The 26,360-nt window shown below is 61.7% G+C and carries 20 protein-coding genes and 1 tRNA gene; 8 read left to right on the top strand and 13 right to left on the bottom strand.

Translation table 11 applies throughout. The annotated features are described in order from the left end of the window. Window positions 1-716: 716 nt before the first annotated feature. The 3 genes from ABC729_RS02685 to ABC729_RS02675 form a co-directional block, all read right to left on the bottom strand. Window positions 717-1,865, bottom strand: a complete 1,149-nt coding sequence (locus ABC729_RS02685) for a DUF3644 domain-containing protein (RefSeq protein WP_495606120.1) — start codon at window positions 1,863-1,865, stop codon at window positions 717-719. 157 nt (window positions 1,866-2,022) lie between these two features. After that, window positions 2,023-2,484 (bottom strand): helix-turn-helix domain-containing protein, encoded by a 462-nt coding sequence (locus tag ABC729_RS02680; protein ID WP_495606119.1) that lies wholly within the window; start codon window positions 2,482-2,484, stop codon window positions 2,023-2,025. A gap of 247 nt (window positions 2,485-2,731) precedes the next feature. Further along, window positions 2,732-4,621: a hypothetical protein gene (locus tag ABC729_RS02675; protein WP_495606118.1), complete on the bottom strand. Its 1,890-nt coding sequence runs from the start codon at window positions 4,619-4,621 to the stop codon at window positions 2,732-2,734. A gap of 446 nt (window positions 4,622-5,067) precedes the next feature. Between ABC729_RS02675 and ABC729_RS02670 the strand changes: the two genes are divergently transcribed. From ABC729_RS02670 to ABC729_RS02655, 4 genes are read left to right on the top strand one after another with little or no spacing between them, the layout of a single operon-like run. After that, complete coding sequence (locus ABC729_RS02670; RefSeq protein WP_495606117.1) at window positions 5,068-6,810, top strand: type I restriction-modification system subunit M; 1,743 nt, start codon at window positions 5,068-5,070, stop codon at window positions 6,808-6,810. Continuing rightward, window positions 6,807-8,156: a restriction endonuclease subunit S gene (locus ABC729_RS02665; RefSeq protein ID WP_495606116.1), complete on the top strand. Its 1,350-nt coding sequence runs from the start codon at window positions 6,807-6,809 to the stop codon at window positions 8,154-8,156. Before ABC729_RS02670 ends, ABC729_RS02665 begins: the two co-directional genes overlap by 4 nt. Further along, a complete protein-coding gene (locus ABC729_RS02660; protein WP_495606115.1) occupies window positions 8,156-8,713 on the top strand; it encodes a hypothetical protein in 558 nt (185 codons plus the stop codon). The genes ABC729_RS02665 and ABC729_RS02660 overlap by 1 nt, the downstream gene beginning before the upstream one ends. After that, window positions 8,710-11,835 (top strand): type I restriction endonuclease subunit R, encoded by a 3,126-nt coding sequence (locus tag ABC729_RS02655; protein ID WP_495606114.1) that lies wholly within the window; start codon window positions 8,710-8,712, stop codon window positions 11,833-11,835. Before ABC729_RS02660 ends, ABC729_RS02655 begins: the two co-directional genes overlap by 4 nt. A 111-nt stretch (window positions 11,836-11,946) precedes the next feature. Here the strand turns inward: ABC729_RS02655 and ABC729_RS02650 are convergent, their stop codons facing one another. The 3 genes from ABC729_RS02650 to ABC729_RS02640 all read right to left on the bottom strand — a co-directional run bounded on the left by ABC729_RS02650 (window position 11,947) and on the right by ABC729_RS02640 (window position 14,723). After that, entirely contained in the window at window positions 11,947-12,624 is a 678-nt protein-coding gene (locus ABC729_RS02650) for a recombinase family protein (RefSeq protein ID WP_495606113.1), read from the bottom strand. A gap of 556 nt (window positions 12,625-13,180) precedes the next feature. After that, window positions 13,181-14,560, bottom strand: coding sequence for a tyrosine-type recombinase/integrase (locus tag ABC729_RS02645; protein WP_495606112.1), 1,380 nt, complete (start codon window positions 14,558-14,560; stop codon window positions 13,181-13,183). Window positions 14,561-14,649: 89 nt separating this feature from the next. Next, a tRNA-Gln gene (locus tag ABC729_RS02640) sits at window positions 14,650-14,723 on the bottom strand. A 305-nt stretch (window positions 14,724-15,028) separates the two neighbouring features. On the opposite strand from ABC729_RS02640, the gene ABC729_RS02635 reads away from it, so the two are divergent. Both ABC729_RS02635 and ABC729_RS02630 read left to right on the top strand, forming a co-directional pair. Then, window positions 15,029-16,057 (top strand): Ppx/GppA phosphatase family protein, encoded by a 1,029-nt coding sequence (locus ABC729_RS02635; RefSeq protein WP_495606111.1) that lies wholly within the window; start codon window positions 15,029-15,031, stop codon window positions 16,055-16,057. A 76-nt stretch (window positions 16,058-16,133) separates the two neighbouring features. After that, complete coding sequence (locus tag ABC729_RS02630) at window positions 16,134-16,871, top strand: RlmE family RNA methyltransferase (protein WP_495606110.1); 738 nt, start codon at window positions 16,134-16,136, stop codon at window positions 16,869-16,871. A gap of 3 nt (window positions 16,872-16,874) precedes the next feature. Here ABC729_RS02630 and ABC729_RS02625 read toward each other — a convergent pair whose 3' ends face one another. Continuing rightward, window positions 16,875-17,633 carry a DeoR/GlpR family DNA-binding transcription regulator gene (locus tag ABC729_RS02625; RefSeq protein ID WP_495606109.1) on the bottom strand — a complete coding sequence of 253 codons (759 nt, stop codon included), beginning with the start codon at window positions 17,631-17,633 and terminating at the stop codon, window positions 16,875-16,877. A gap of 79 nt (window positions 17,634-17,712) precedes the next feature. Here ABC729_RS02625 and ABC729_RS02620 point away from each other — a divergent pair, with 79 nt between their 5' ends. Continuing rightward, window positions 17,713-18,309, top strand: a complete 597-nt coding sequence (locus ABC729_RS02620) for an NUDIX domain-containing protein (RefSeq protein ID WP_495606108.1) — start codon at window positions 17,713-17,715, stop codon at window positions 18,307-18,309. Window positions 18,310-18,500: 191 nt separating this feature from the next. After that, complete coding sequence (locus ABC729_RS02615) at window positions 18,501-19,577, top strand: HD domain-containing phosphohydrolase (RefSeq protein ID WP_495606107.1); 1,077 nt, start codon at window positions 18,501-18,503, stop codon at window positions 19,575-19,577. 3 nt (window positions 19,578-19,580) lie between these two features. Here the strand turns inward: ABC729_RS02615 and ABC729_RS02610 are convergent, their stop codons facing one another. From ABC729_RS02610 to ABC729_RS02585, 6 genes are all read right to left on the bottom strand, one after another. Continuing rightward, entirely contained in the window at window positions 19,581-21,095 is a 1,515-nt protein-coding gene (locus tag ABC729_RS02610; protein ID WP_495606106.1) for a UbiD family decarboxylase, read from the bottom strand. A gap of 64 nt (window positions 21,096-21,159) precedes the next feature. Further along, complete coding sequence (locus ABC729_RS02605) at window positions 21,160-21,828, bottom strand: class I SAM-dependent methyltransferase (RefSeq protein ID WP_495606105.1); 669 nt, start codon at window positions 21,826-21,828, stop codon at window positions 21,160-21,162. Further along, complete coding sequence (gene ubiA / locus ABC729_RS02600; protein WP_495606104.1) at window positions 21,803-22,855, bottom strand: 4-hydroxybenzoate octaprenyltransferase; 1,053 nt, start codon at window positions 22,853-22,855, stop codon at window positions 21,803-21,805. Before ubiA ends, ABC729_RS02605 begins: the two co-directional genes overlap by 26 nt. 242 nt (window positions 22,856-23,097) lie before the next feature. Further along, window positions 23,098-24,150: a hypothetical protein gene (locus tag ABC729_RS02595; RefSeq protein ID WP_495606103.1), complete on the bottom strand. Its 1,053-nt coding sequence runs from the start codon at window positions 24,148-24,150 to the stop codon at window positions 23,098-23,100. Window positions 24,151-24,432: 282 nt separating this feature from the next. After that, entirely contained in the window at window positions 24,433-25,440 is a 1,008-nt protein-coding gene (locus ABC729_RS02590; protein ID WP_495606102.1) for a TIGR00266 family protein, read from the bottom strand. Between the two features lie 279 nt (window positions 25,441-25,719). Beyond that, entirely contained in the window at window positions 25,720-26,322 is a 603-nt protein-coding gene (locus ABC729_RS02585) for a DUF1013 domain-containing protein (RefSeq protein ID WP_495606101.1), read from the bottom strand. Between the last annotated feature and the right edge of the window lie 38 nt (window positions 26,323-26,360).

The raw sequence follows: 26,360 nt of genomic DNA, 5'->3' as shown, positions 1-26,360 counted from the left end.
CTTTTTTTCGTTTGGCGCAGACAACAAAAAAGCGCCTCGACCAGGTCGGGCGCTTTCGAAAGGTTGGCTGGGGGACTAGGACACTAAGCCACAACCTATTAAGTCGTTGATCTGTATGATTTCAGCCCAATTAACGTGTGACAGTGGACAGTATGTCACACGCCTCTGTCAAGCCGCTTTGCAGCCCCGACAAAAAAAAGGAGAGCACAGCCCCGACCCGAACCTTCTGGTTCAGATCAGGGAGCGCTCTCCCAAGATGCCTCAGTGGGTCAGACTGATTTCACCTGCGATTATCTTCGCGGCCCGTTCCTCGGGATCGAGCGGGAAGCTCTCCCCGGTGACTTCCCGACTATGGTAACCGTCGTCTCCAGCAACCCCAATGCCTCAACCTGTGGGGCCAAAGCGTTGATTGCTATCCAATCGACCCCGCCCGCCAGCAACAGCCAGCGGCAGTCGCCCTATTCAAGCAGAACAACTTGGGACTTGGGGGCTGAGGACATTACAAGATGTATTACAGCGTCTGATCTAAGCCGTTGTTATGCCTTGGGTTTCGAGGTGTATCGGACCCCAAGGTGTAGGAGTTCGGTGTAGCAGTCAAGACGGCTCGTAGAGGGCAAAAAAAGGGAGTGACCAGGGAGCCTCACAGGCCAACCCAAGTCACTCCCATTCTTTTTGGACAGGGGAGAGGTCACGCGCCGGGGAGACGGACTAACCGGTCATCGAAACTCGTCCCCGTGTTCGTTCAGGTAGGCGCGGACGTGGTCAACCCAGGACGGGTACCAGTACCAACTGCCATCCGCCAGCGTGACCCCGTAAGCCTTCCCCCGGTCTTTCGCACCAACGGACTGCCACAGCTTCGTATGCGCCGTCATGTTGAACCGCCGGAAGCCCTCCTTCTTCATCAGGTCCACTACCTGCTTTGGCTTCATCTTGGGGCGCTCCGTCTCCTTGAGCAGCAACCGCAGCTTCTCACCGCGTTCACTGTCCCCCCGGATGAACTCCACAACCTGATCGGCCTTGCCCTTTGAGTTGACAGACTGCTCGATGTACGCCACCCGGTACGCATAGCGCGGATCAGCGACCATTTCGTCGGTAAGCGCATCTTCATAAGCGATCTGCGCGGCCTGGATATGGGCAGGAAGGTCCGTCTCCTGGAGCAGGATGTTTCGCTGGTCCCGGTCTATCGTGCTGAACTGAAGGGCCAGCCCCATCTCGCTGTCGAGACCATACTGGGCACCAGCGATCTCCTTGACGGCACGGTTGAAGTTGAGACAGCACGCCTGGAGCTTGGCTGATATCGCGTCATCAATACGATTGGTGAGCTGATGCTCAATCTCGTGCCTGATGGTGATGAGGAAGCCGAGGTTGGTCTTGGTCGGCTCATCCAGTGGGCAACCAGGATGCCAGAGACACTCCTCCAACTCCCAATGTTTGTCCGCACCATGCCGAGTCTTTACGACCTCTTCTACACCGCCGTTGGTTCGCTTATGGCGAATGTCCACACCGTTGCGACGGTAGTGCCAATGAAGCAGGTAGGTGAAGGCGATCACGGCAGTGACGATGAACAGCTCGCTTTTGAACAGGGCACGGGGGTTGTTGAAGCCTTGCACAGCGTTGAGCATTGCTTCCCGTGCTTTGATCAGCAGCTCATCGCCGCGCACATGGAGGCCGGTAGTCGGGTCGAGGTGAGGCCAACCAGCAAGGAAGTCGGCAAGCGCCTCCTCTGAAGCGGCCTCTACCCCTCTGTGCTTTGTCTCACCCCGAATCTCGGATATCCGCGCATGGTTGATACTGCGGGTTGGTCGCGTGAAGTAGGCGAGGATGTCCTGGTCATTCAGACTGGTTGATGAGATGAACCGCTTCACGAGCGCGACTTCCCATCGCTCCAGCTTGTTGTTCGAGCTTCTAGCCTTCCTTACAGGTGCCATATCGCCCCTCAACAACGGATGACAGTTGCAGTTGGCAGATCATCCACCATTCCGAGTGACGGGGCCATACCTTTGACGCGATATCTTCTACTTTCTACTCGCCATTGCCTATGAGTTCATACCCTCGGTTCAATGTCTCCACCGTCCAGCCGCCTTCCTCGATAAGCTGACGGAGCAACTGGATCGCTTCTGCATAAGCGGTTGTCCCTACACGACCGGCTGACTTCAGCCGAGGACTTCCCCTGGTGATCAACATGACTGCGACCTCGACGTCCATGTTATCGAACAAGCCCGCGTAAGTCTGGGGTTCGTTCCAAGCGAGCATCCGGACTGTAAACTCCCGAGGATCGACACGGAGCGACTGGGCTAGTGGCCGATAGCTTGAGGGTGGCACAGTCACACGACCAGACTCATATGATGAAATCATTGTGTAGTGCTCAATACCAACCAACAGCGCCAAGTCTCCCTGGGTGAGACCGTGGGATTTGCGCAGATAACTTATGTACGATCCAGCCCCTTCCTTGTTACGCTTTACTGTCTCTGGACTCAATCCCATCTTCCGATCTCCGCATCCTTCAGCAGACGATTGACATCTATACCCAGATGTACGTGTTCGTCACACTTCCCTTGCGAGCTGCGCAGGTCAAGACCACACCCATTGAACAAGCGAATACAAGTTAAGCGGCCACTCAACCGGCATCCTCCTACGCACTACCCAGGCTGATAACGACGGGCGGGGTCCGACGGTCCGGTGAAGGGGAACCTTCCTCTCCTGGAAACCCCCAGAACCCCGCGCCGTAGATTCACGCAGCGTCCTTGACCTGCTCCATCCCGTCCGCCGGGTCGGACAGATCAGATGCAAGCCGGAACTTGGTGTAGTACCGCCCTCCCCCGACCCTAATGACCCCGTTTGCATGAAGCGCCTCGACCAAGCCGCTGTGCCGCACCAGTTGGGCGAAGTGGGCCGGTTGGATGCCGAGCGCCTGACGCACCTGACGGAAGGACAGCTCATCGCCGGGGGCTGAGAACGCCGCCCAAGCCAGCACATAATCGCAGATTTCACGCGGGCGGCCTGACAGCGCGTCCGGAACTGGGCTCCACCGAACCACCTCCGCCTCGGGAAAGACCGTTGGCAGGATCGAGGGGATGCCACTGCGCACCGAGGCAATGACATAAGCATCACAGGGCTGACAGGCGTCGCCCTGCGACCGGCGGACCCGCCCACGACAAAGGGCCTGGAGAATGTCGTGACCGATCTCGCCAAGCCGGGTTTGGTGGAGCTGATCTGCCGTCACATCTTCACCACCGCAGGGGAGCCCGGCCCCAAGGCGCTTCAGCCCCTCATAGTAGCTTTCCCGCATGAACAGCGTCCCGGCCAGGATGATGTTCCCGATGTGGGCATAGCTATTGATGCCGGTATGCTTGCCCCAGGTGATGAAATGAAGCCGCGCTGGGTTCACCTTTGCCGTCCTTCTGATATCCTGCACCACGTCGCCAACCCGCCCATCCTGCTTATGGTGGACGATCAGCCAGTCCTCATCGGGCTTCGTCTCGATGGTCCGGCAGATACCTTCGACAAGCTGTTTGCCATTGGACTGCCAGGAGGACTTGCCCCCGCCCTGCTCCCAGACATGGATGCGCAGGTTGCGGTAAGATTTTGGTGCCGCCGGGAGACGGTGAATGATGCGCCGGTGTTGCTCCATGTCGGCATAGGGAACCCGAAGGCGGCCCGACGCATCAATGACCAGCAGGGGCGCAAGATCGGCGGGCATGGTCTCTTCGTAATCAACGACCACCGACCCATACCGACCGTCATTGCGGACTCGCACCTGCTTCCCGCTGAGTTGAAGAATGTCGGTGAGGAGTTCCCGCCTCTCCCGCATCAACTCCGCCCGTACAGGGTCGGGCTGAAGGCCCGGCTCAAACCGTTCCAACAACCAGGCCTCCGTGACCCCGACCTCCCGGACAAAGTCGGGCATGTCGAAGACAAGGCTGTTCGAGGTTCCAAGACCTTCCGAACGGGCGCGGATTGCATCGAAGACGCCCTCCAGGCTTCGCAACAGCGGCGGGTGGATGAACGACAGCGGTTGCAACAGCCCCGCCAGCGCATAGACCGGCACCGTGATCGGACGACCCGGAAGCCAGCTTTCATCCCAGACCCGGACAAGCCGGGGGGCACCCTGATAGAACAGCTTGGTTGCGGCATTGAACGGGCTTCCTTCCAATTCCATCTCCAGGCGCCGCTGGGTGGTGACCAGAACGCGTGCCCGGTCTGGCTGCGCCTGTCCAAGCGCGTTGACGCGGGCATCGCTGGTCAACACCGACAGGGCATCCGAAGGCAGTTGGAGACTGCGAACAAGGTTCTCGATCTCATCTATGGTCCGGATGCAGAAAAGCACCCCGACACCGTCATAGGCGGGATCGACCACCATCCCTCTGATGAAGGTGCAGACTGCCGTCGTCTTTCCGATCCCCGGATCAAGCGACGACAGATGGATCAGGGGGGCACAGAGACCACCGGCCATGTCCGCCATGGTCTGCACAATAGCCCGGATGGCGGCGACCTGTTCCCGACTTGGGTGATGGTGATGCGCCTTGAACGATTCGGAAATGTCCGACATCGTTTCATCGACAATAGAGTAGGCATCCCCGGTCTGCCGACGACCGGAGACAATCAATTCATCAGCGTCCATGTCATGTCCATAGATCACCGGGGTGGCCCATAGCCCGGATCACGGTTGCGCAGGAATGTTTAGTCGTCACGTATTAGGGGCCTATAAGGTCGTGACTTAACATTTTGATGCCAACAGACGGCGGAAGCTGTGGGCCCTTGGGTATCGGGATGGGTCCAAGGCCCCGCAGACATGCCGCGTCTTTGGTCAATGGTGTCCCTTATCCGCGACAGACACCGTCTCGGCAGCCAAGCCGAACCTTCGCCACGCATCCGGCAACGTGACCCTTGCCCCCAGCCTTACCATCGACGTACCGTCTTCACCGCCTAACTGGGGAGGGAAAGCGAACAAGCTCAACACCCTGGGATTGGGCTGGATCGCTTAACCTGCTCAGCCAAGCGATGTTTCCGGGTCGCCTCACCTCCGTGAGACATCCTGGTTGATGTGTAATGACCGATGGACAGGCAATGAACCAACAGGCCCTTTCCTCCTTCATCTGGTCGGTCGCCGACCTTCTGCGGGGCGACTATAAGCAGTCCGAATATGGGCGGGTGATCCTGCCCTTCACGGTCCTTCGCCGTCTGGATTGCGTCCTGGAACCCACCAAGGCGGCGGTCCTGGCTGAGTTGGCGGAGAAGAAGAAGCTGGATATCAATCCGGAACCCTTCCTGCTGCGCAAGTCCGGCCAGAGCTTCTTCAACACCTCCCCGCTCGACATGAAGAAGCTGATGGGCGACCAGGATCATATCCGGGAGAACCTGTTCGCCTACATCGCCGGGTTCTCCACGTCTGTCCGGGACATCTTTGAGCGGTTCGAGTTCCACGCACAGGTCGAACGGCTGGCAAAGGCCGGGCTGCTGTATCAGGTGGCGGAACGGTTCTCCTCCATCGACCTGCACCCGAACCGGGTCGATAACCATCAGATGGGGCTGGTCTTTGAGGACCTGATCCGCCGCTTCGCCGAACTGTCGAATGAGACGGCGGGGGAACACTTCACCCCGCGTGAGGTCATCCGCCTGATGGTGAACCTGCTGTTCATCGAGGATGACGACGCGCTGTCCAAGCCGGGCGTGGTTCGTACCATCTATGACCCCACGGCGGGGACTGGCGGCATGTTGTCCATCGCGGGGGAATGGCTGGAGCAGCATAATCCCCATGCCCGCCTGACCATGTTCGGCCAGGAACTGAACCCTGAATCCTACGCCATCTGTAAGGCCGACATGCTCATCAAGGGGCAGGACGTGGCGAACATCACGTTCGGCAACACCATGTCTGATGATGGTCACCCGGCCAAGAGCTTCGACTACATGCTGTCCAACCCACCCTTTGGCGTGGACTGGAAGAAGGTGGAGAAGGAGGTCCGCCGGGAGCATGAGCGCGACGGGTTCACCGGGCGTTTCGGCCCCGGTCTGCCCCGCGTATCCGATGGGTCCATGCTGTTCCTGCTGCACCTGATCTCAAAGATGCGGCCCCTGTCGGAGGGGGGCAGCCGCTTTGCCATCGTCCTGAACGGGTCGCCGCTGTTCACCGGTGGTGCCGGAAGCGGGGAAAGCGAAATCCGCCGCTATGTGCTGGAAAATGATCTGCTGGAGGCCATCATCGGGCTGCCCACGGACATGTTCTACAATACCGGCATCTCCACCTATGTCTGGGTGGTGAGCAACCGCAAGCCCGTGCACCGCAAGGGCAAGGTGCAACTGATCGACGCCAGCGGCATGTGGCAGAAGATGCGCAAGAGCCTGGGCTCCAAGCGCAAGGAACTGTCGGACGACCACATCACGGACGTGACGCGCCTGTTCGGTGCGTTTGAGGAGGCAGAGGCCGATGGCCGCCCCATCAGCCGCATCTTCCGCAATAGCGATTTCGGCTATCGCACCATCACGGTGGAACGCCCCCTGCGGGATGAGAAGGGGCGGATCGTCGTCGGGGAGCGTGGCAAGCAGAAGGGTAAAGCGCAGCCGGATTCCGCTCTGCGGGACACGGAGAACGTGCCCCTGTCAGAGGACGTAGAGGCCTATTTCAAGCGGGAGGTTCTGCCCCACGCGGCGGATGCCTGGATCGACCATGAGAAGACCAAGGTCGGCTACGAAATCCCGTTCAACCGCCACTTCTATGTGTTCCAGCCGCCCCGACCGCTGGAGGAAATCGACGCTGATCTTAAGGCCGTGGTGGGTCGCATTCAGGCCATGCTGGGTGAGGTGATGGCATGACCTTTCCGAGATACCCCGACTATAAGGATAGCGGTGTCGAATGGCTGGGTGAGGTGCCTGGGCATTGGATAGTGGCCCCGCTTAAGCGGGTTGGGATGCTCAAGGCAGGCGCTGGCTTCCCGCACGAGGAACAGGGAGAAACGGGACTAGAGATCGAGTTTCACAAGGTGAATGCGCTCGGGACTGCTGTAAACGGCGAGGTCCAGCCGAGCCAGAATACCATTTCGAAGGACACGGCCCTTAAACTACGTGCGTTCATTTTCCCGGCTGGTTCTATCATTTTTGCAAAGATCGGAGCAGCAATGTTGCTCTCCCGAATCTGCCGCCTCCCGAGACCAGCTTGCCTCGACAATAATCTTATGGGTCTGATCCCGGACCAAGAACAGGTTCTGCCGGATTTCCTGGCATATGCTATGCGGTTGGTCGATTTCCCTTTAATCGCAAACCCCGGCGCAGTTCCATCGTTGAATGAGGGACAGATCGCTCGCTACTACCTTCCGTTGCCTCCACGTCAAGAGCAATCCACCATGGCCGCTTTCCTCGACCGCGAGACGGCCAAGATCGACGCCCTGGTGGCCGAGCAGGAGCGCCTGATCGCGCTGCTGAAGGAGAAGCGCCAAGCCGTCATCTCCCATGCCGTCACCAAGGGCCTCGACCCGAATGTTCGCATGAAGGACTCCGGGGTGGAGTGGCTGGGAGAGGTGCCGGAGCACTGGGACGTCATGGCGCTGAAGCGGCTTATCGCTGCGGGTTCATCAATTAGCTACGGCATAGTCCAGCCGGGTGATCCGGTGGACGACGGTGTGCCATTCATACAGACGACAAACATGTCTTCCGGGCGACTGTCTTTGGACGACCTACAGAAGACGTCAAAGGAAATTGCAGACAACTATCCGCGATCCCGTCTTTTTGGTGGAGAGGTTCTTCTGGGCATAAGAGCATCTATTGGCGCGAGCCATATTGTTCCACCCGAACTCGAAGGCACCAATCTGTCTAGAGGAGTGGCGCGGATCGAATGCGGACCGCTGATACTCAATAATTTTCTTTTATTATTTTTGAGGTCAAATGCTGCTGAAGAAGGCTGGCAGCACTCCAAGCAAGGTTCAACCTTCAACGAAATATCAATTGACACTGTGCGCAATTCGCCAATTCCAATACCACCATTGAGCGAGCAATCTCAAATAATTTGCCAGTTGGAAAGAGAAACTCAGAAGTTTAATAGGGCGGTAGAAGTCGCCTCATACGGCGCGGAACTGTTGCGAGAACGCCGCTCCGCACTCATCTCCGCCGCTGTTACCGGCAAGATCGACGTGCGCGGCCTCGTTTCGACCGAGGAGGCTGCCTGATGGACCGGGAGGAGGCCAGGACACGTCCGCTGTTCGAGGAGGTCACACCGGCCATCTACCGTGAGGATGCATGGTCGGGTCCGCACGGCTTTCTGTTCGATGCCATGACCCTACCGGATGGGGAAGAGATGTCGCGGCAGTTTCTGAATGCGGCGGACCATCTGGCTGAGGGGATACGGCGTCGGGAGCATGAGGATTACCGGATGGTCTATCCGGTCCTGTTCCTCTACCGCCATGCCATCGAGCTGGTGCTGAAATCCGCCCTGCACAACAGTGCGAAGCATCACCGGCTGGATACGCTGTTCGCTGAACTGCGGGGCCTCTACAGCCATGCCACGGGTCATGACGTCCCCCATTGGATGACCGCCCGCATCGCAGAACTCGCCCAGTTCGACCCAACATCGACCGCGTTCCGATACCCGGAGCTTGACAAGGCAGCGCGGAAGGCCGCCGGGCTTCATGTCGATGTCTATCACCTCCGCCGGGCCATCAATGAACTGCATGGCGCGATCCTGGTGATTTCTGAGGCCATCCAGACGCGGAGGCACGCCGCATGACCCTGCATAAGGAAGTCGCCTTCGAGGATGAAATCTGCGCTGCTCTGGCTGCACGGGGCTGGGCGCATTATGCCGCCGACGCCGCTGGATATGACCGGGTGCGGGCACTGTTCCCCGCCGATCTGGTCGCCTGGGTGCAGGAGACGCAACCCAACGCCTGGGAGGCGCTGACCAAGAATCACGGTGCTGCCGCCCAAGCGATGCTTCTGGACCGTATCCGCAAGCAGTTGGACGACCGGGGCACGCTGGATGTCCTTCGCCACGGTATCGACCTGTTGGGGCTGCGGGGCACCCTGATGCTGGCGCAGTTCCGTCCGGCGCTGTCGATGAACACGGAGCTACAGGCCCGCTATGCCGCCAACCGGCTGCGCGTTATCCGGCAGGTGCGCTACAGCGTCCATAATGAGAATTGCCTTGATCTGGTGCTGTTCCTGAACGGCATCCCGGTCGCCACAGCCGAGCTGAAGTCAGACTTCACCCAATCCGTTGACGACGCTGTCGATCAGTATCGGTTCGACCGTCAACCGAAGCCGAAGGGCCAAGGGGCAGCCGAACCGCTCCTGGATTTCCCGCGCGGTGCCCTGGTCCACTTTGCCATCAGCGGTACTGACGTCCGGATGACGACGAAGCTGATGGGGCCGGACACCACCTTCCTGCCCTTCAACAAGGGCAATGATGGCGCGGCGGGCAACCCACCGAACCCCAAGGGCCATTCCACGGCCTATCTGTGGGAGGAAGTCTGGGCACGGGATTCTTGGCTGGAAATCATTGGCCGCTATCTGGTTGCCAAGCGGGACAGCAAGAAGCAGGTCACCGGCATCATTTTCCCCCGCTACCACCAGCTTGACGTGACCCGAAAGCTGGTTGCCGCCGTGCTGGATGAAGGGCCGGGATATCGGTACCTGATCCAACATTCCGCCGGGTCGGGGAAGACCAACTCCATCGCCTGGACGGCACATTTCTTGGCCGATCTGCACGCCGCTGGCGACAGCAAGGTCTTCGATACCGTGGTGGTGGTGAGCGACCGCACCGTCCTGGACAGCCAGCTCCAGGAAGCGATCTTCGACTTCCAAAGGCAGACGGGGGTCGTGGCCACCGTGAAGGGTGAAGGCAAGAGCAAGAGCGAGGAGCTTGCCGACGCATTTTCAGGCGGGAAGAAGATCGTTGTCTGCACCATCCAGACCTTCCCCTTCGCGCTGAACACGGTGCGGGAACTGGCCGCCACTCAGGGCAAGCGGTTCGCCGTGATCGCGGATGAGGCCCATTCATCCCAGACAGGGGAAGCCGCCGCAAAGTTGAAAGAGGTGCTGTCACCCGAAGAACAGAAGGCACTGGCGGAAGGCGGGGAGATCAGCGCGGAAGACATTCTGGCGGCCCAGATGGCAGCGCGTGCGGCGGACTCCGGCATCACCTATGTCGCCTTCACCGCGACGCCCAAGCCAAAGACGCTGGAGCTTTTTGGGCGACCGCCACGCAAGGACATTCCGGCGGGAGAAGGCAACGCCCCGGAGCCCTTCCACGTCTATTCCATGCGACAGGCCATCGAGGAACGCTTCATCCTTGACGTTCTGAAGAACTACACGCCGTACAAGCTGGCCTTCCGTCTGGCCCATGATGGGGCGGAGATGGATGACAAGGCGGTTGACCGCAGCGAGGCCGTGAAGAGCATCATGGGGTGGGTGCGGCTTCACCCCTACAACATCTCCCAGAAGGTAGAGATTGTTGTTGAGCATTTCCGGCAGAACGTAGCGCCGCTGCTGAATGGACGCGCCAAGGCCATGGTGGTCACTGCCAGCCGGTTGGAGGCAGTGCGCTGGAAGATCGCCATCGACAAATATATCAAGGCCAGCGGATACAAGATCGGCACCCTGGTCGCCTTCTCCGGCGAGGTGGTGGACAGCGAGAACGCAGCCGAGCCCTTCACCGAACACAGTGCCACTCTGAACCCGACCTTGAAGCGGCGGGACATCCGCGACGCCTTCGCCGAACCCGACTTCAAGGTGCTGCTGGTCGCCAACAAGTTCCAGACGGGCTTTGACCAGCCCCTGCTGTGCGGCATGTATGTCGATAAGCGGTTGGCGGGCATTCAGGCTGTCCAAACCCTCTCCCGCCTGAACCGTGCCCATCCAGGCAAGGACACGACCTACATCCTGGACTTCGTGAACGATCCGGGGGAAATCCTCAGCGCATTCCGCACCTACTATAAGACAGCGGAATTGGAAGGGGTGACCGATCCCAACCTTGTCTTTGACCTTCGCGCCAAGCTGGACGCCACAGGCTATTACAGCGATGCCGAGGTGGAGCGGGTCATCAATATCGAGTTGGACCCAAGGGCCAGCCAGGGACAGCTTGCAGCGGCCCTAGAGCCCGTTGCCGACCGGCTTCTGAAGCGGTTTAAGGCAGCCGATGAGGCAAAGAAAGCCGCAGCCGCAACAGGAGACGCGAAGGCCGAGACGGAGGCGACGAACAAGGTCAACGAACTGATCCTGTTCCGCCGCAACCTGGGAGCCTTCCTCCGGGTCTATAGCTTCCTCTCCCAGATTTTCGACTATGGGAACACGGCGCTGGAGAAGCGGGCCATCTTCTTCCGTCGTCTACTGCCCCTGCTCCAGTTTGGCAGGGAACGGGAGGGCGTGGACCTATCAAAGATCACGCTCACCCACTACGCCCTGAAGTCCGATGGCAAGCAAACCTTGGTTCTCAGTGCTGGAGACGCGGAGAAGCTGAAGCCGATGTCAGAGGCCGGAAGCGGTGAAGTGCAGGAGAAAGAAAAGGCGCTCCTGGCGGATATCATCTTAAGGCTGAACCAGCTTTTTGAAGGTGTCTCCGATGAAGACCAAGTCACCTATGTACTGCATACTCTAAGGGGAAAACTTCTCCAATCTGGCGTCCTCGTTCAACAAGCAACAAACAACACTGAGGCGCAATTTGCCAGCTCACCCGACCTGTATCGTGAATTTATCAATGCGATCATGGACGCAATGGCAGCCCACAACTTGATGAGCAAACAGGCGCTAGGGTCGGAGAAGGTCCAGAAGGGCCTACTCGAAATTCTACTGGGGCCGGGGCAACTCTACGAGGCGCTGCGGGGACGAGGGTCGCAGGAACCGGCCAACGTCTGAGGCTGATCGTTGCACCAGACGATTTACCACCTCCGAATGCGAGATAGGGAAAAGTGTAGGCAGGAAAATACAGTCCAGGATTGTGCAATTATGCCTGTAGGTGGGTCGCCTTCATCCCGGCTTACTTTGAGGTATCCTGGTCAGGACGTTCTTCACCGCCTGGGCTGTCCATGAACCTCCTCGGGCGGTGTTGATGTTCATGTCCGTCAGCCGCTTCGCAATGGCCCCCAAGGACAGCGCCTCCCCGCTTAACCGCAGTATTATGGGGGCCACCTTGCGAACGTACTCGTCAGCTCGCTCCTTGGCCGCGCGACCGCCGTCCCGGAAGACCCGACCGCTGAAGCCGTTGGGATTACCAAGGCGAGTTCCCCGCGCTTTGGCGGCCTCCAAGGCTGCCTTCGTCCGGGCGCTGATGCGTTCCCGTTCGTCTTCGGCGATCACAGCCATGATACCGACGGTAAGGCGGTTGGCATTGGGCATGTCTACGGCGACAAAGTTCACGCCGTCATCCCGGAGCTTCAGCAGGAACGCAGCGTTGCGGGACAAGCGATCCAACTTGGCGATGACCAGGGTCGCCCCGGTCAGTCGGCACAGCTCCAGGGCCTGATCAAGCTCCGGTCGGTCGTTCCGCTTCCCCGACTCCACCTCGGTGAACTCACCCAGCAACTTCCAGTCGCCTCCGTTCAGATAGGATCGAACGGCGTCCCTCTGTGCCTCAAGCCCGAGGCCGCTGCGCCCCTGCTTCGCCGTGCTGACCCTGTAATAAGCAACAAACCTGCCCTCAGCCATGGCCGAACCCGTCCATCTAAAACTGCCTAACGAGCGTTACGGTGTTTTGGATAACCTGCTGATGAGTCGCAGTCAACCCTGGTTCACGATGGGATGTCCCGGACGAGGGAGGGAGGGGGGCGCAAGATGGGACCCAAATCGACCCCAGGGGGAGTGCCACCCCACCCATTTCGCAAAGAGGCTCCAGGGTTGTTGTCGTTGTTGTTGTCGATGATTGAGGAGGGAAGCTTAGTTGAAAATGCCCTTCCCCCCGCTGTAGACCCCGACTGACCCTTAATCTGATTAAGGGACACCCGGCAATAAGGCGGGCATGAGAGGTTCAATCTTTTCAGCCGCCGTCTCCCCAGCACCTCCGGCCCCGTCTGGTGTATCCCCCCAGAGGATGGCCGCCGCGACCGTCCATCCCACAGTAGCCGTTGGGCGACCTGAAGCGGCGGCTGCCCCCTCCCTTCGGGCACAGTGGCGCGTTGTCCAGAAATCTGATTACTGGACACCCGGCCACATGCGCGGAGGCAGAGCGCGTTGTCCCGAAATCTAATTTGTATACACCCCAGTTTCAGCGCGGAGTTTGCGTCACCAGACGCAACACCTCAGGCTCAATCACACCCGCCATCGCATCCAGAGCCTCCCTGTGCTCTGACAGACGAAGGCCGCTACTGTACCCGTCAAGAGCAAGGGTCCCCTTCGCATGTCCCATCAACTCAGCGATGACACTGGCATTCACGGCGCGGGAGACTGTACTTGCCCGTTCCAGATAGGTCGCAAAGCAACGCCTGAAGCTGTGGAAGTCCAGTTCCGTCCCGGTGTCACCCAAGACCCGACGACGGAACGCGGTGAAACGCTTCGTCGTGGTCCATCCCCGCTTCTTGTCCGGCCCGCCGGGTGGTAGCTGCCAGAACAGGAAGCCGTCCTTCGCGTCGCCTACCCGCCGCTCGATGATCGGCCAGATTGGGTCCAGTACGGGTATCGTCCGCTGTGCGTTCTCCGTCTTCCCATCGCGTATGCGGATCGTGCGTTCCTTCGCGTCTATGTCCTCCACTCGAAGCGAACACAGTTCGTCCAGGCGCGCGCCTGTGAGAAGCCCAAGGCGCATGAGGTCCCACAGGGCTGGTGCGTAGGTGTCTGAGGCATAGACGTCCCGAGGGTCGGCACTCAGCAACTTGACCAGTTCCTCAGCCGTGTACGCTCGTTTCTCTGCCTTTCGCATCTTCGTCCTCCGTGTGTAATCGCCTTGCCCTTCCCAGGGGTTCTCCCCGTTGACAAGGCCGCGCTTCCTGAGCCACTTCCACATCGCGCTCAGGCTACTCAGCTTCTTGTTGATGGTTTTGGGGCTGGCTTGGCCGCCCGCCTTCAGCATGTCTGTCGTGAAGCGGCCCGCGTCGATCCGCGCGACATCCTCGACGCACATATCCCCCGAGAACTCCACGAACAGCCTGACGGCGTGTCGGTGGTCAGCGACGGTTCCTTTCTTGATGGTGCCCTCAATGTCCTTCAGCCAGCGTTCAAGGGCAATCGACGTGGGCAGCCCTTTGCCGGTGGCGATACGGTAGACGGTGCGGGCAGTCGCCTCCCCATGCGCCGCTTCGACCTCTTCGGCCATGGTCTCTGCGACAAACTCAAGGGTATCCCGGTCGCTATGGCCGGTGGAATCCACGTCCCGATGGTCGGCCCGCAGAATTGCTTCTCGCAGCTTCAGGGCTTCCTCCAGCACCGCCTCAGGCGGCTTGCCGGTGCGCTTGACGCGGAACTCCCGTTGAATCTCAGCGACGGCTTCGTGGCGAAGGTATCGCGCCTCAGTCAGGTCGCGCGTCTTCAGCGACCGGATAAGGCATTCCTTGCCACCGTACAGGGGCCGCAGAGTCGGGGGAATGGGGACGCGGACATACCAAGTCTGACGGCGCTTTTGAAGGTACTGGTTACCCGCCATATCGAGCATCGTTGGTTTCATGGCGTGGTACACAGTGTCACACGCCCCAGGTTGTCACCGGGGCTGAAAGTCCTTCAAAATCAATGACTTGGAGAGGCTGGCTGGGGGACTAGGATTCGAACCTAGACTGGCGGAGTCAGAGTCCGCTGTCCTACCGTTAGACGATCCCCCATCCGATCCGGCGTTTCGCGGTGTGAACCGCGTCTTCCGTCGGGGTGGGCGGGCTTATAGCATCGGGTTTTCAGGTTGTGAACCCCTTTCTTCACATAAAAATGCATAAGGGGTACACGGCACCTGCTGACCCACCTGTTCACCGCCGGTCAAGGAAGGGCTGCTTGAACGGCGCTTGCGGGCGGGCAGGCATCGGTTACGATAGGGTGACAGCGTTATGAACATCACCCATATCCGTTTCAGGACGGAAAGCGGCAGGTAAAGGGACCAAGCAAAGTGGATAATGGTGCGGCAGGCAGAACCGGGATGGACCCGGCGCCAGGTGGGGCGGAAATCCCCACGGCCGACACTGCCTGCGCCAACCGCGCGCCGGTTCTGGCCGCCCTTGACCTGGGCACCAATAATTGCCGCCTGCTGATCGCCCGGCCCTGCCGCGAGGGGTTCCGGGTCATCGACGCCTTTTCCCGCATCGTGCGCCTGGGCGAAGGGCTGACCCGCAGTGACCGGCTATGTGACGACGCCATGTCCCGCACGGTGCAGGCGCTTAAGGTCTGCCGGTCGAAGATGGAGCGCCGGGGCGTCAGCCATCTGCGCGCGGTGGGCACCGAGGCCTGCCGCCGCGCCGACAATTGCGATGAGTTCCTGACCCGCGTGCAGGATGAGACGGGGCTGGATATCGAGATCATCAGCCCGAAGGAGGAGGCACGGCTGGCCCTGGCCGGCGTCTCCCCGCTGCTGGATGCCGGCATCCAATATGCCATGGTCTTCGATATTGGCGGTGGCTCGACGGAGATGATCTGGACCGAACTGGTCCGGGGCCGCCCGCGCGTGATCGATCAGATCTCGGTGCCCCTTGGTGTCGTCAACCTGACGGAGACCTATGGCGGCGACCGCGTCTGCCCGCACGACTACCGCCGCATGATGGACCGGGTGGCCGAGGGGCTGGGCGATTTCGATACCCGCAATGGCATCTCCAAGGCCGTGACCGAGGGGCGGGTACAGATGCTGGGCGCCTCGGGTACCGTCACCACACTCGCCGGCATCCAGATGGGGCTGGCCCGCTATGACCGCTCCCGCGTCGATGGGGCCTTCCTGGACCGGGACAAGGCGCGGTCGATATCAGAGACGCTGCTGGGCCTGGACTATATGGGCCGGGCCGGACAGCCCTGCGTGGGCCGTGACCGCGCCGATCTGGTGGTGGCCGGCTGCGCCATCCTGGACGCGATCTGGCGGCAATGGCCGGTGCCGCAGTTGCGCATCGCCGACCGGGGCGTGCGGGAGGGTATCCTGTGCGAACTGGCCGCCGCCGCCCGTCACCGGCGACGGCGCGGCTAGCTGGGTTGACCAGCCGCCGCTTGTCAGGGCGGGCGGTTCCGGCGATGGTGCCCCCCTTGATCTTCCTTATCGTTCGATGGCGTTTTCCATGACTAAGTCCTCCGGCAACATCCCCACCGGCCGCAATCAGGCCGTGCGCGTGAAAACCGCCAAGCGGCGGTCGGTGTCGTCGGCCCGCTGGCTGGAACGGCAGCTGAACGACCCCTATGTGGCCGAGGCCAAGAAGCGCGGCTTCCGCAGCCGTGCCGCCTTCAAGCTTTTGCAGCTGGATGAGAAGTTCGGCTTCCTGAAGCGTGGACAGCGCATTGTCGATCTGGGCGCCGCCCCCGGCGGCTGGACCCAGATCGCCGTGGACCGGTCCAAGTCGGACAAGGGCGGCACCGGTCAGGTGATCGGCATTGACCTGCTGGAGATGGAGCCGGTGCCCGGTGCCACTACCTTCCAGATGGATTTCACCATCCCGGAGGCGCCGGCCCGCCTGAAAGCCCTGCTGCAAGGTCCTGCCGATATCGTGATGTCGGACATGGCGGCCAACACCACCGGCCATACCCAGACCGACCATCTGCGCATCGCCGGCCTGGCAGAGATGGCCTATCAGTTTGCGGTAGAAGTGCTGGCCCCTGGCGGCACCTTCATCTGCAAGCTTTTCCAAGGCGGGGCGGAGCGGGAACTTCTGGCCCAAATGAAGAAGGACTTCGCCACCGTCCGCCACGCCAAGCCCGCCGCCAGCCGGCAGGACAGTAGCGAGACCTATCTGGTCGCCATGGGCTTCCGCAATGTCGCTGCCCCCGCTGCGGCAACTGACGAAGAATAGGACTCAGGCGGCCCTCACCACAGACACGCCGGCCTCCCGAAACGGGGCAAGCGCTCCCTCCCCCACCTGCCCCGCCACCAGCAGGGTCTGCATCAGGGTGGCAGGGCCAATGATGTGCGGGGAGGCCGCCCCTATCTTTTCCGGGGTGGCCAGGACCAGCGTCTCGGCAGCGGCATGGGCGAAGGCCCGCTTTACATCTGCCTCCTCCATATCCCCTGTGGTCAGGCCGATGCCGGCATGCACGCCGGTGACGCCCATGACGTAAAGATCGGCCTGAAAACGGCGGATACCGTCCAGGACCTGCGCGCCTACGCAGACGCCGGAATGTTTGAACAGCCGCCCGCCGATCAACGCCACCTCCACCGTCGGGTGATCGACCAGGGCCGCTGCGATGACCGGGCTGTGGGTCACCACCATGGCCCGCAGATCGCGCGGCAGGGCCTGAACCAGCGCCAGGCAGGTCGTGCCGCCATCAACGAAGACCAGCTGACCCGGCCGGATCAACCGCGCCGCCGCCAGACCCAGCGCCCGTTTGGCATCGGGCGACTGCGCCGCCTTGACCGTCAGGTCGGCGACGGCGGGAGAGGCCGGCAAAGCCCCGCCATGCACACGTTGTAGAAGGCCATCGGCCGCCATCTCCCGCAGGTCACGGCGGATCGTATCCTCCGACAGGCCCAGGTGGCCTGCGAAATCCTTGGCCACCACCTGCCCGTCCCGCTTCAAGGCCGCCAGGATCATCGCCTTGCGCTGCTGCGTCAGCATCTCACGCCCCTTCATAATTTATCGTGACTCTACACGATTTTACACGATAATGCACGAACTTGATACTTGGAGCCCGACCATGACCATTGCCGACCGTATCCGCATCCAGGAAGTGACCCTGCTGTCCGACGATTGGTATGTGTTGAAGAAGACCCGCTTTGATTACCGCCGCGCCGACGGCACCTGGCAGAGCCTGAGCCGCGAGACCTATGACCGGGGCAACGGCGCCACGATCCTGCTGTACGATCCCGACCGCCGCACCGTCATCCTGACCCGGCAGTTCCGGTTTCCGGCCTTCGTCAATGGGCATGACGACATGCTGACCGAGGCGCCGGCCGGGCTTCTGGACGGGGCCGATCCGGCCGACCGCATCCGGCAGGAGTTGATGGAGGAGACAGGTTACGTTATCGGGCAGCCGCAGAAGCTGTTCGAGGCCTTCATGAGTCCGGGGTCGGTGACCGAGAAACTACATTTCTACGCCGCCCCCTATCGGCCCGACGACAGGGTGGGTGCCGGCGGCGGCAATGTTGAAGAGGGTGAAGATATCAGCGTCCTGGAAATCGGCATCGACGAGGCGCTGGCCCGTATCCGGGACGGCAGCATCAAGGATGGCAAGACCATCTGCCTTCTGCTGCATGCGGCCCTATATCTTCTGAACAGGTCAGACCGTGGGTAGTATGAACTTTTATTAACAACAACCCATTTGAACACCCCCGCAAAGCCGTTTATGCTGAAGACGCAAAAGACGCCATGTCCGATCAGACAACAACAAAGAATGCCATAAGTTGTCTGTTTTATTTTGACGCCCCCAATAGGGCGTGCGGATATTGACGTTCCGTGTCTTCTTTCGTTGGCGGAGTGGACAGGATGGGACATCACGGCCTTCTGACAGGAGAAATTGCCCTTAAGTCGGCACGAATTCTTGTCATCGACGACATGCAAGTGAGCGTTGACTATCTTGTCTGCACGCTTCGCCGGGCGGGTCTAGCCCATATATCAGCAACAACTAATCCACATGAGGGATTGGAACTGTGCCGCGTGGCACCGCCCGACCTGATTCTGCTGGATTACTGCATGCCGGGTCTGGACGGCCCCGGCTTCATGGCGGAACTGACGGCCATCTTGGGCGAGGAGGTGCCGCCCATTCTGGTCATCACCGCCCATGATATCGAGGCCAACCGCCGCCGCGCCCTTGAACTGGGTGCCATCGACTATGTGTTGAAACCTTTCACGGACTGGGAACTGCTGATCCGGGCCCGCAACCTACTGCGCCTGCATATGATGCATCGGGGACAGCGGGCGCTGTCGCGGCAGCTGGAGCAGCTGGTCAGTGAGCGGACGGCGGAGCTGGAGCGGACGCGGTCAGAGATCATCCACCGGCTGTGCAATGCCGGGGAGTTCCGGGACGAGGATACGGGCCGGCATGTGGCCCGTATCGGCAGACTGTCTTCCCGGCTGGCCGAACTGGCGGGGGCTGACCGGGACTTCGTGGGCCGGCTGGCCGCCGCCGCCCCGCTGCACGATATCGGCAAGATCGGCATCCCCGACCGGGTCCTGCTGAAACCCGGCAAGCTGGACGCCGATGAATGGGCCATCATGAAGACCCATTGCACCCTGGGTGCGCAGATCCTGGCCGATAGCGGCATGCCGCTGCTGGATCTGGCGTCGGAAATCGCGCTTTCCCATCATGAGAAATGGGATGGCACGGGCTATCCCAACGGACTGTCCCGCGACCGCATTCCCCTGTCAGGGCGGCTGGTTGCCGTCTGCGATGTGTTCGACGCGCTGCTGTCGCACCGGCCCTACAAGGAACCCTGGCCGATGGACAGGGCGCTGTCCTATATCGCCGATGTCGCCGGCAGCCATCTGGACCCGGATCTTGCCGCCTTGTTTCTCGACAATAGGGCGGAAATGGTGGCGATCCGGGTAGAAATGGCGGATTGAGGATTAATCCCGCCAGATCGGCTTACCGGTTCCAGGCAGGCGCAGTCGTCCCCACATCTCACTCACCTTATCAACCACTGCCTTATCCATAAATAGTTTTTCGCCCCATTCCCGGTGGGTTTCCGGCGGCAGCTTGTTAGTGGCGTCCATACCGACCTTGCCGCCCAGGCCACTCTCCGGGCTGGCGAAGTCCAGATAGTCGATGGGCGTGCCCTCAATCATGGTGATATCGCGGACGGGGTCCATGCGGGTGCTGACGGCCCACATCACATCCTTCCAGTCCCGCGCATTGATGTCGTCATCCACGACGATAACCCATTTCGTGTACATGAATTGCCGTAGGAAGGACCAGACGCCCATCATCACGCGCTTGGCGTGGCCGGGATAGGCCTTCTTCATCGAGACAACGGCGATCCGGTAGGAACAGCCCTCCGGCGGCAGCCAGAAATCCACGATCTCAGGGAATTGCTGCTGAAGCAGGGGGATGAACACCTCGTTCAGGCCTTCGCCCAGCACGCTGGGCTCATCCGGCGGGCGACCGGTGAAGGTGGAGAGATAGATCGGATCGCGGCGCATGGTCATGGCCGTCACGGTGAAGACGGGGAACGGCTCCACCGAGTTGTAATAGCCAGTATGGTCGCCATAAGGGCCTTCATCGGCATATTCATCCAGGCTGACATAGCCCTCCAGCACGATCTCCGCATTGGCCGGCACCTTCAGCGACACCGTCTTGCAATCGACAAGCTCCACCTTCTTGCCGCGCAGCAGGCCCGCGAACTGATATTCCGACAGCGTCTCCGGCACCGGGGTGACGGCAGCCAGGATGGTGCCGGGATCAGCACCCAGCACGGCGGCGGCGGGCAAGGGATCGCGCTTGCCCGACTGTTTCCAGCGTTGATGATGCTGGGCACCGCCGCGATGCTTCAGCCAGCGCATGATGGTCTTGTTCTTGGACAGGCGCTGCATGCGGTAGATGCCGAGATTGAAATTATCTTCCCGGCTGTCAGAAGGACCCTTGGTGACGATCAGGGGCCAGGTGATCAGGGGTGCCGGCTCCCCCGGCCAGCAGGACTGGATGGGCAGCAGGGACAGGTCGACATCATCGCCGGTCAGCACCACCTCCTGGCACGGGGCCTTTGACACGGTGCCGGGCCGCATGGCCATGACCTGCTTGGCCAGCGGCAGCAGTTGGAACGCCTCCTTCAATCCGCGCGGCGGCTCCGGCTGTTTGAGGAAGGCCAGCGTCTCCCCCACCTGCCGCAGCTCATGCGGTTCCCGGTCCATCCCCCAGGCCACACGCTCCACCGTGCCGAACAGATTGATCAGGACGGGCATGGGGCTGCGGGTCCCATCCTCCCGGATCACATTTTCGAACAGGACAGCCGGACCCTTTTCCGCCAGCAGGCGGGTGTGAATTTCCGTCATTTCCAGGACGGTGGAGACGGGTTCCGTCACGCGGACCAGGCGGCCTTCCTTTTCCAGGCGGGCCATGAAGTCGCGCAGCGAGGCATAGGGCATGATGGGCCTTTGGGGGTTCCGGTCTGAATATCGGGCTGTAAGATCGGTCGGGCCGGCGGCGGGGTCAAGGGCACGGCACCCGCCAGACGTCCGTGACCCGCACCGCCCGATCCTCCAGCTCCAGCGTCGTGGGAACATCGTAGGTGGCGAGCCGATCCAGGCCCTGGGATGGCAGATAGGCGCGACCGGGGTCACCGACCAGGATTGTGATGCCGGTCCGGGCCAGATCGCGGAACCAAGACAGGGCGGCCTCTGCGAAGGGCCGCTCATAACAGACGTCGCCGGCCAGCAGGATATCGATGCCGGACAAGGGCTGGCCGATAATATCCTCCGTCAGGCCGGTGATGGCGACGCCGTTGAGATCGGCATTCAGGGCCGTGGCGGTGATGGCGAAGGGATCGATCTCCACCGCGATGACCGAGGCGGCTCCCGCCTTCATGGCGGCGATGGCGATCAGGCCGGAGCCGGCGGCGAAATCCATCACCCGCTTGCCGGCCACCAGCGACGGGTCGTCGGCGATCAGCCGCGCCACTGCCTGCCCGCCGGCCCAGGGGAAGGCCCAGAAGGGCGGCGGAATGCCATTCTTTTGCAGCCAGTCCTCGGTGGCGTGCCAGATGGGGGTGATTTCGGTCGCCTGCCACAGAAGGATATCGGGGCAGAGCGGCACGGGAGCCGGAGCAGTATGCAGGCGGATGAAGGAAGCGGGATCAGCGGAGGCTGGGGACGGTGACAAGATCGGCCATCTGCAGCATCGGCTGCTGCATGTAGGGTTTGGGCAGGCCGCGATTACCGCCCGGCGCGAAGCCGCCACCACCCTGCGGGGCGGGCGGCAGGCTGGCGATACCGACAATGATGGCGACCAGCAAGGCCATGCCGATGAACCGCGCCGCCTTGAAGGTAGCCAGACTGTCGGCCGGGTCATTCATGTCCCAACCCCGGACCTGCATCACCATCAGGGCACCCGTGGCGGCCAGCGGCACGAAGATGCCCCAGAACATGCCCATCGGTTCCAGCGCCAGCAGCCAGAAGATGAAGGCCCCGGTATAGAAGCCGCCGACCCAGCGCCGCGAATCATTGCCGAACAGCAGGGCCGTGGATTTGATCCCGACATGGGCATCATCTTCCCGGTCCTGATGGGCGTAGACCGTGTCATAGCCGAGCGTCCAAAGGATACCACCGGCATAGAGCAGGACCGCCGGCCAGCCGATATCGCCGCGCACCGCCGCCCAGCCCATCAGGGCACCCCAGTTGAAGGTCAGGCCCAGAAAGGCCTGCGGCCACCAGGTAATCCGCTTCATCAGCGGATATGTCGCGACCAGCAGCAGCGAGGCGACACCCATGGCGATGGCGAACAGGTTCAACTGCACAAGAATCAGCAGACCGACCAGAAGCTGCGCCACCAGGAAGGCGATGGCCTGACGGACGGTCACCTGACCGGAGGGGATGGGGCGAACCTTGGTCCGTTCAACCTTGGCATCCAGGTGCCGGTCCAGAATGTCATTGATGGTACAGCCGGCCCCGCGCATGACCACGGCACCAACGCCGAACAAGGCCATCAGCCAGAGATTGGGCCAGCCCCCCGCCGGGGCCGCCAGGGCGATGGACCACCAGCAAGGCAGCAGCAGCAGCCAGGTACCGATAGGCCGGTCGAGCCGGGCCAGACGCGCATAGGGCCGCCACGCCACCGGCAGGTAGCGGTCGATCCAATCGCCGGGCCTAATGTCGGTATGGCCGGCGGTCGTGTCGGTGGCGTGCGTCATGATCGGCGCATCTTATCTTTTCCCCCGCCGGACGCAAAGAGACGGTTTGTCACCGCCACAGGTTCCGGGTCCCACGTAGCAAGATGGCATCGGTCACCGATGATCACCGTGACGGCGCGCACAGGAGCGCGTTTGAGTGAAACATCACGCACCCTTGTCTGGTCCCGCGTTTCGCAGGCGTTGGATTATGCCATGGCGTTATCTCCTGTGAAACATGGTGCAACCTCCTTCTCTGTTTGGTTTCACAGGATGCCGGGCTTGGGTGCCCAGGACAGCCAGCGGGGGCGTTCGGCCCAGACTGTGTTGGTCAGGCCGGGGGTGGTGGGCAGATTGTCCAGCACGGCCTGGGTTTCATGGAGAATCCAGAGCAGCAAGCGTGGGGCCGCTCGCCGACGGCGGGCGGCGGGGTGGAAGGGTGCTGCCGGGTTCGCGGGCATGGGCGGGCATGCGGCCCTGACGCGGGCCGGCGGCCTGGGTGGGGCGAAGCGAAGTTCGGGGGGATAATCGGGCGGGTAATCGCCGGACTGGCCCATGGCGTCGGCGGTGGGTGGGGGCGCGCCGGGGATGGGGTCTTCTGCGTCTTCGTGATCGGCGGAGAGGTCGGGCGTGCGGCCCCTGGGTCCCGGCTTTCGCCGGGATGACGAAGAGAGGGGATCGGTTTGGATGGACGGAGCCGACGGCGGGGAGAGGTCGGGCAGGTCGGCGGCGAGGTCGGGGTCTTCGACGGTGGGGGCGGTCAGGGGGTCGAGGCGGATGGTATCGGCACCCTGCGACCACCAGCCGTCGGGGATGCGGGCGTGACCGGGCTTGGGCTTTTTTTCCGACGGTTGCAGCAGGTCCCCGCCCAGGCCCAGACGGTCAGCGGCCCAGAGGGTGGCGCGCATGTCGCCGCTGGCCACGGCATGATAGATGCTGTCCACCACCAGGGTGCGCAGCGAGACGAAACGGCTTTCCGCCTCCCGCCGCAGCAGGGCGCGTTCTTCGGCGATGCGGCGGCGCAGATTGTGGGATCGCTGCAAAGCGCGCCAGATGGTGGTGCGCGACACGCCATATTCCGCCGTGATCTCCTTGATCTTGCGGCCCGCCGCGATGTGAAAGGCGATCTTGGCCCAGGCAATGTCCGTCACCTTGCGAGAGGTATAACCCGCCGTCAGGTCTTCATCAGCGGCGAAGCGGACATCTTCGGTGAAGGGTTTGGTATGCAGGTCGGAGGAGCCGCGCCACCAAGCCTCCGCCTGTTCCTGCTTCGTCAGGGTGGGATGGTCGGTGTCGTAGGGATTATGGGACAGGGACATGGGGCAGCACTCCCGTTAATGGGGATGGGTCCATGATCCTATCAGGATTTGGGAATTTATTCCATAAACGCGAAGGATGGCGTAGGTCAGGTCGAGGGCGTCAGCCCGAGCCCTGACAGATAAGGATTGAAAGCCTTTACTGTCAGGGCTCGCCTTTCGGCTAGACCTGACCTACGGATGTTTTGGAAAGGTTTGATCCTGTGGCCCCTGGGTCCCGGCTTTCGCCGGGATGACGAGGGGAGAGCGGGATGACGGGGGATGGATGGGGTAAGGGAAGCCCCCTTACCGCTTGCCGCCCATGACGATATCGCCCAGCGGACCGAGCACGCTGCCTTCGCCCTTGCCGGCACCAGGCATGGCGGCGGACAGCATGCGTCCGGCCAGTCGGGAGAAGGGCAAGGATTGAATCCAGACGCGACCGGGGCCGCGCAGGGTGGCGAAGAACAGCCCCTCCCCGCCGAACAGCACGGATTTCACGCCACCAACCTGTACCAGATCGAAATCAATGTCGGGGGTGAAGGCGGCCACGCAGCCGGTATCGACATGCAGCACCTCCCCCGGTGCCAGTTGCCGTTCCATGACGGTGCCGCCGACATGGGCAAAGACCCAGCCATCGCCCGTCAGACGCTGCATGATGAAACCTTCGCCACCGAACAGGCCCGTCAGGATACGGCGTTGAAAATGGATGCCGATGGACACACCCTTGGCCGCCGCCAGGAAACTGTCCTTCTGACAGATCAGGCCGCCGCCCAGATCGGCAAGGTTGAGCGGCAGGATGGTGCCGGGGAACGGGGCCGCGAAGGCGACGCGGGCCTTGCCGCGCCCGGTTTGCGTGAAGACCGTGGTGAACAGGCTTTCACCGGTCAGGACACGCTTACCGGCCCCGATCAGCTTGTCCAGGAACCCACCCGATTCGTTGCCATCGCCGAAGATGGTGTTCATTTCGACGGTCTGGTCCTTGTAGACCATGGAACCAGCCTCGGCGATCGCACTTTCGCCGGGGTCCAGTTCCACCTCCACGAACTGCATCTCCTGCCCGTGGATCTTGAAATCGATCTGATCGGCGCGGGAGTGGCGGTCGCCGCCGCGTGGGGGCGGTGGGGGCGTGCCAGCCCCGCCCCAGGGGCTGTCCTGTGGCGACAGTTCGGCCACGGCGCGCACGGGCAGCCATTCGGCCATGCCATTGCGCCAGCAGAAGGCGTCCGGGTGGGCACGGACATAATCCAGCGCGGCCTGCCCGTCCAGCGGGCCGACCCGGTCGTCATCATCGTGGAAGAACCATTGCGTCATGATGTGTCATCCCCCCGTTTGCCCCGCCACCGATGCGGCGCGTCATGATGCATATCGGGTTGGGGCCGGACAAGAAAAAGGCCGGCTTCGCGTGGCGAGCCGGCCAATTTCCACACGACACAAGGTGCCGGTTATACAGTCGGCATAAGGATTGACCTTCGGCCAATTCTTATGCCCCTCAGTCGCCGGCGCCCACATCCGTGGGCTTGGCTTACGCGGCACGAGCCGCGCGGCGGCGGTCGCCGCCGTATCAACGGTCAAACATTTTGACCGTTGATATTAATCCTCGGCTTCGTCCTCGGCCACCGCCGGGTCCATATCCTCGTCCACGGCGTCCATGTCCGGGGTTTCCGGTTCCGGGCGGCCACGGCGGGCGCGTTCCAGGGAGGCGTCCAGTTCCCGCTGGCTGCACAGGCCCAGCAGGACCGGGTTGCGCGCCTTGATATTGGCGGCGTTCCAGTGGGTCTTGTCGCGCACGGCGGCGATGGTCGGCTTGGTCGTACCGATCAGCTTGCAGATCTGCGCATCCGACAGCTCCGGATGGGCCTTCAGCAGGTGAGCGATGGCGTCGGGCTTGTCGCCGCGCTTGGTCACCGGGGTGTAGCGCGGCCCCTTGGAACGGGCCACTGGCTGCGGCAGGTCCTGCACGCGCATGCGCAGCTTCAGGTTGGGATTGGCTTCGACGCGGGCAATCTCTTCCGTCGTCAGCTCACCACCGGCCACCGGGTCGCGGCCAACCATGCCCACCGCCACTTCGCCGTCGGCGATGGCCTGCACTTCAAGCTCATGCATGCCGCAGAATTCCGCAACCTGCTCGAAGGTGAGACTGGTGTTCTCGACCAGCCAGACGGCGGTGGCCTTCGGCATCAGGGGCTGTGCCATGCTTCCTCCTCAAACGCTTCGCCGGCATCAGGCCAGCA

The organism is Niveispirillum sp. CC-CTL257 (assembly GCF_059489915.1).
This window is presented reverse-complemented; position numbering and strand designations above follow the sequence as displayed.

What these genes read in the sequence shown, in the direction of transcription:
- ABC729_RS02680 (WP_495606119.1), bottom strand. Translation starts at nt 2,484, where the DNA reads ATGGGATTGAGTCCAGAGACAGTAAAGCGTAACAAGGAAGGGGCTGGA.
- ABC729_RS02675 (WP_495606118.1), bottom strand. Translation starts at nt 4,621, where the DNA reads ATGGACGCTGATGAATTGATTGTCTCCGGTCGTCGGCAGACCGGGGAT.
- ABC729_RS02670 (WP_495606117.1), top strand. Translation starts at nt 5,068, where the DNA reads ATGAACCAACAGGCCCTTTCCTCCTTCATCTGGTCGGTCGCCGACCTT.
- ABC729_RS02665 (WP_495606116.1), top strand. Translation starts at nt 6,807, where the DNA reads ATGACCTTTCCGAGATACCCCGACTATAAGGATAGCGGTGTCGAATGG.
- ABC729_RS02660 (WP_495606115.1), top strand. Translation starts at nt 8,156, where the DNA reads ATGGACCGGGAGGAGGCCAGGACACGTCCGCTGTTCGAGGAGGTCACA.
- ABC729_RS02655 (WP_495606114.1), top strand. Translation starts at nt 8,710, where the DNA reads ATGACCCTGCATAAGGAAGTCGCCTTCGAGGATGAAATCTGCGCTGCT.
- ABC729_RS02650 (WP_495606113.1), bottom strand. Translation starts at nt 12,624, where the DNA reads ATGGCTGAGGGCAGGTTTGTTGCTTATTACAGGGTCAGCACGGCGAAG.
- ABC729_RS02645 (WP_495606112.1), bottom strand. Translation starts at nt 14,560, where the DNA reads ATGCTCGATATGGCGGGTAACCAGTACCTTCAAAAGCGCCGTCAGACT.
- ABC729_RS02635 (WP_495606111.1), top strand. Translation starts at nt 15,029, where the DNA reads ATGGACCCGGCGCCAGGTGGGGCGGAAATCCCCACGGCCGACACTGCC.
- ABC729_RS02630 (WP_495606110.1), top strand. Translation starts at nt 16,134, where the DNA reads ATGGCGTTTTCCATGACTAAGTCCTCCGGCAACATCCCCACCGGCCGC.
- ABC729_RS02625 (WP_495606109.1), bottom strand. Translation starts at nt 17,633, where the DNA reads ATGCTGACGCAGCAGCGCAAGGCGATGATCCTGGCGGCCTTGAAGCGG.
- ABC729_RS02620 (WP_495606108.1), top strand. Translation starts at nt 17,713, where the DNA reads ATGACCATTGCCGACCGTATCCGCATCCAGGAAGTGACCCTGCTGTCC.
- ABC729_RS02615 (WP_495606107.1), top strand. Translation starts at nt 18,501, where the DNA reads ATGGGACATCACGGCCTTCTGACAGGAGAAATTGCCCTTAAGTCGGCA.
- ABC729_RS02610 (WP_495606106.1), bottom strand. Translation starts at nt 21,095, where the DNA reads ATGCCCTATGCCTCGCTGCGCGACTTCATGGCCCGCCTGGAAAAGGAA.
- ubiA (WP_495606104.1), bottom strand. Translation starts at nt 22,855, where the DNA reads ATGACGCACGCCACCGACACGACCGCCGGCCATACCGACATTAGGCCC.
- ABC729_RS02595 (WP_495606103.1), bottom strand. Translation starts at nt 24,150, where the DNA reads ATGTCCCTGTCCCATAATCCCTACGACACCGACCATCCCACCCTGACG.
- ABC729_RS02590 (WP_495606102.1), bottom strand. Translation starts at nt 25,440, where the DNA reads ATGACGCAATGGTTCTTCCACGATGATGACGACCGGGTCGGCCCGCTG.
- ABC729_RS02585 (WP_495606101.1), bottom strand. Translation starts at nt 26,322, where the DNA reads ATGGCACAGCCCCTGATGCCGAAGGCCACCGCCGTCTGGCTGGTCGAG.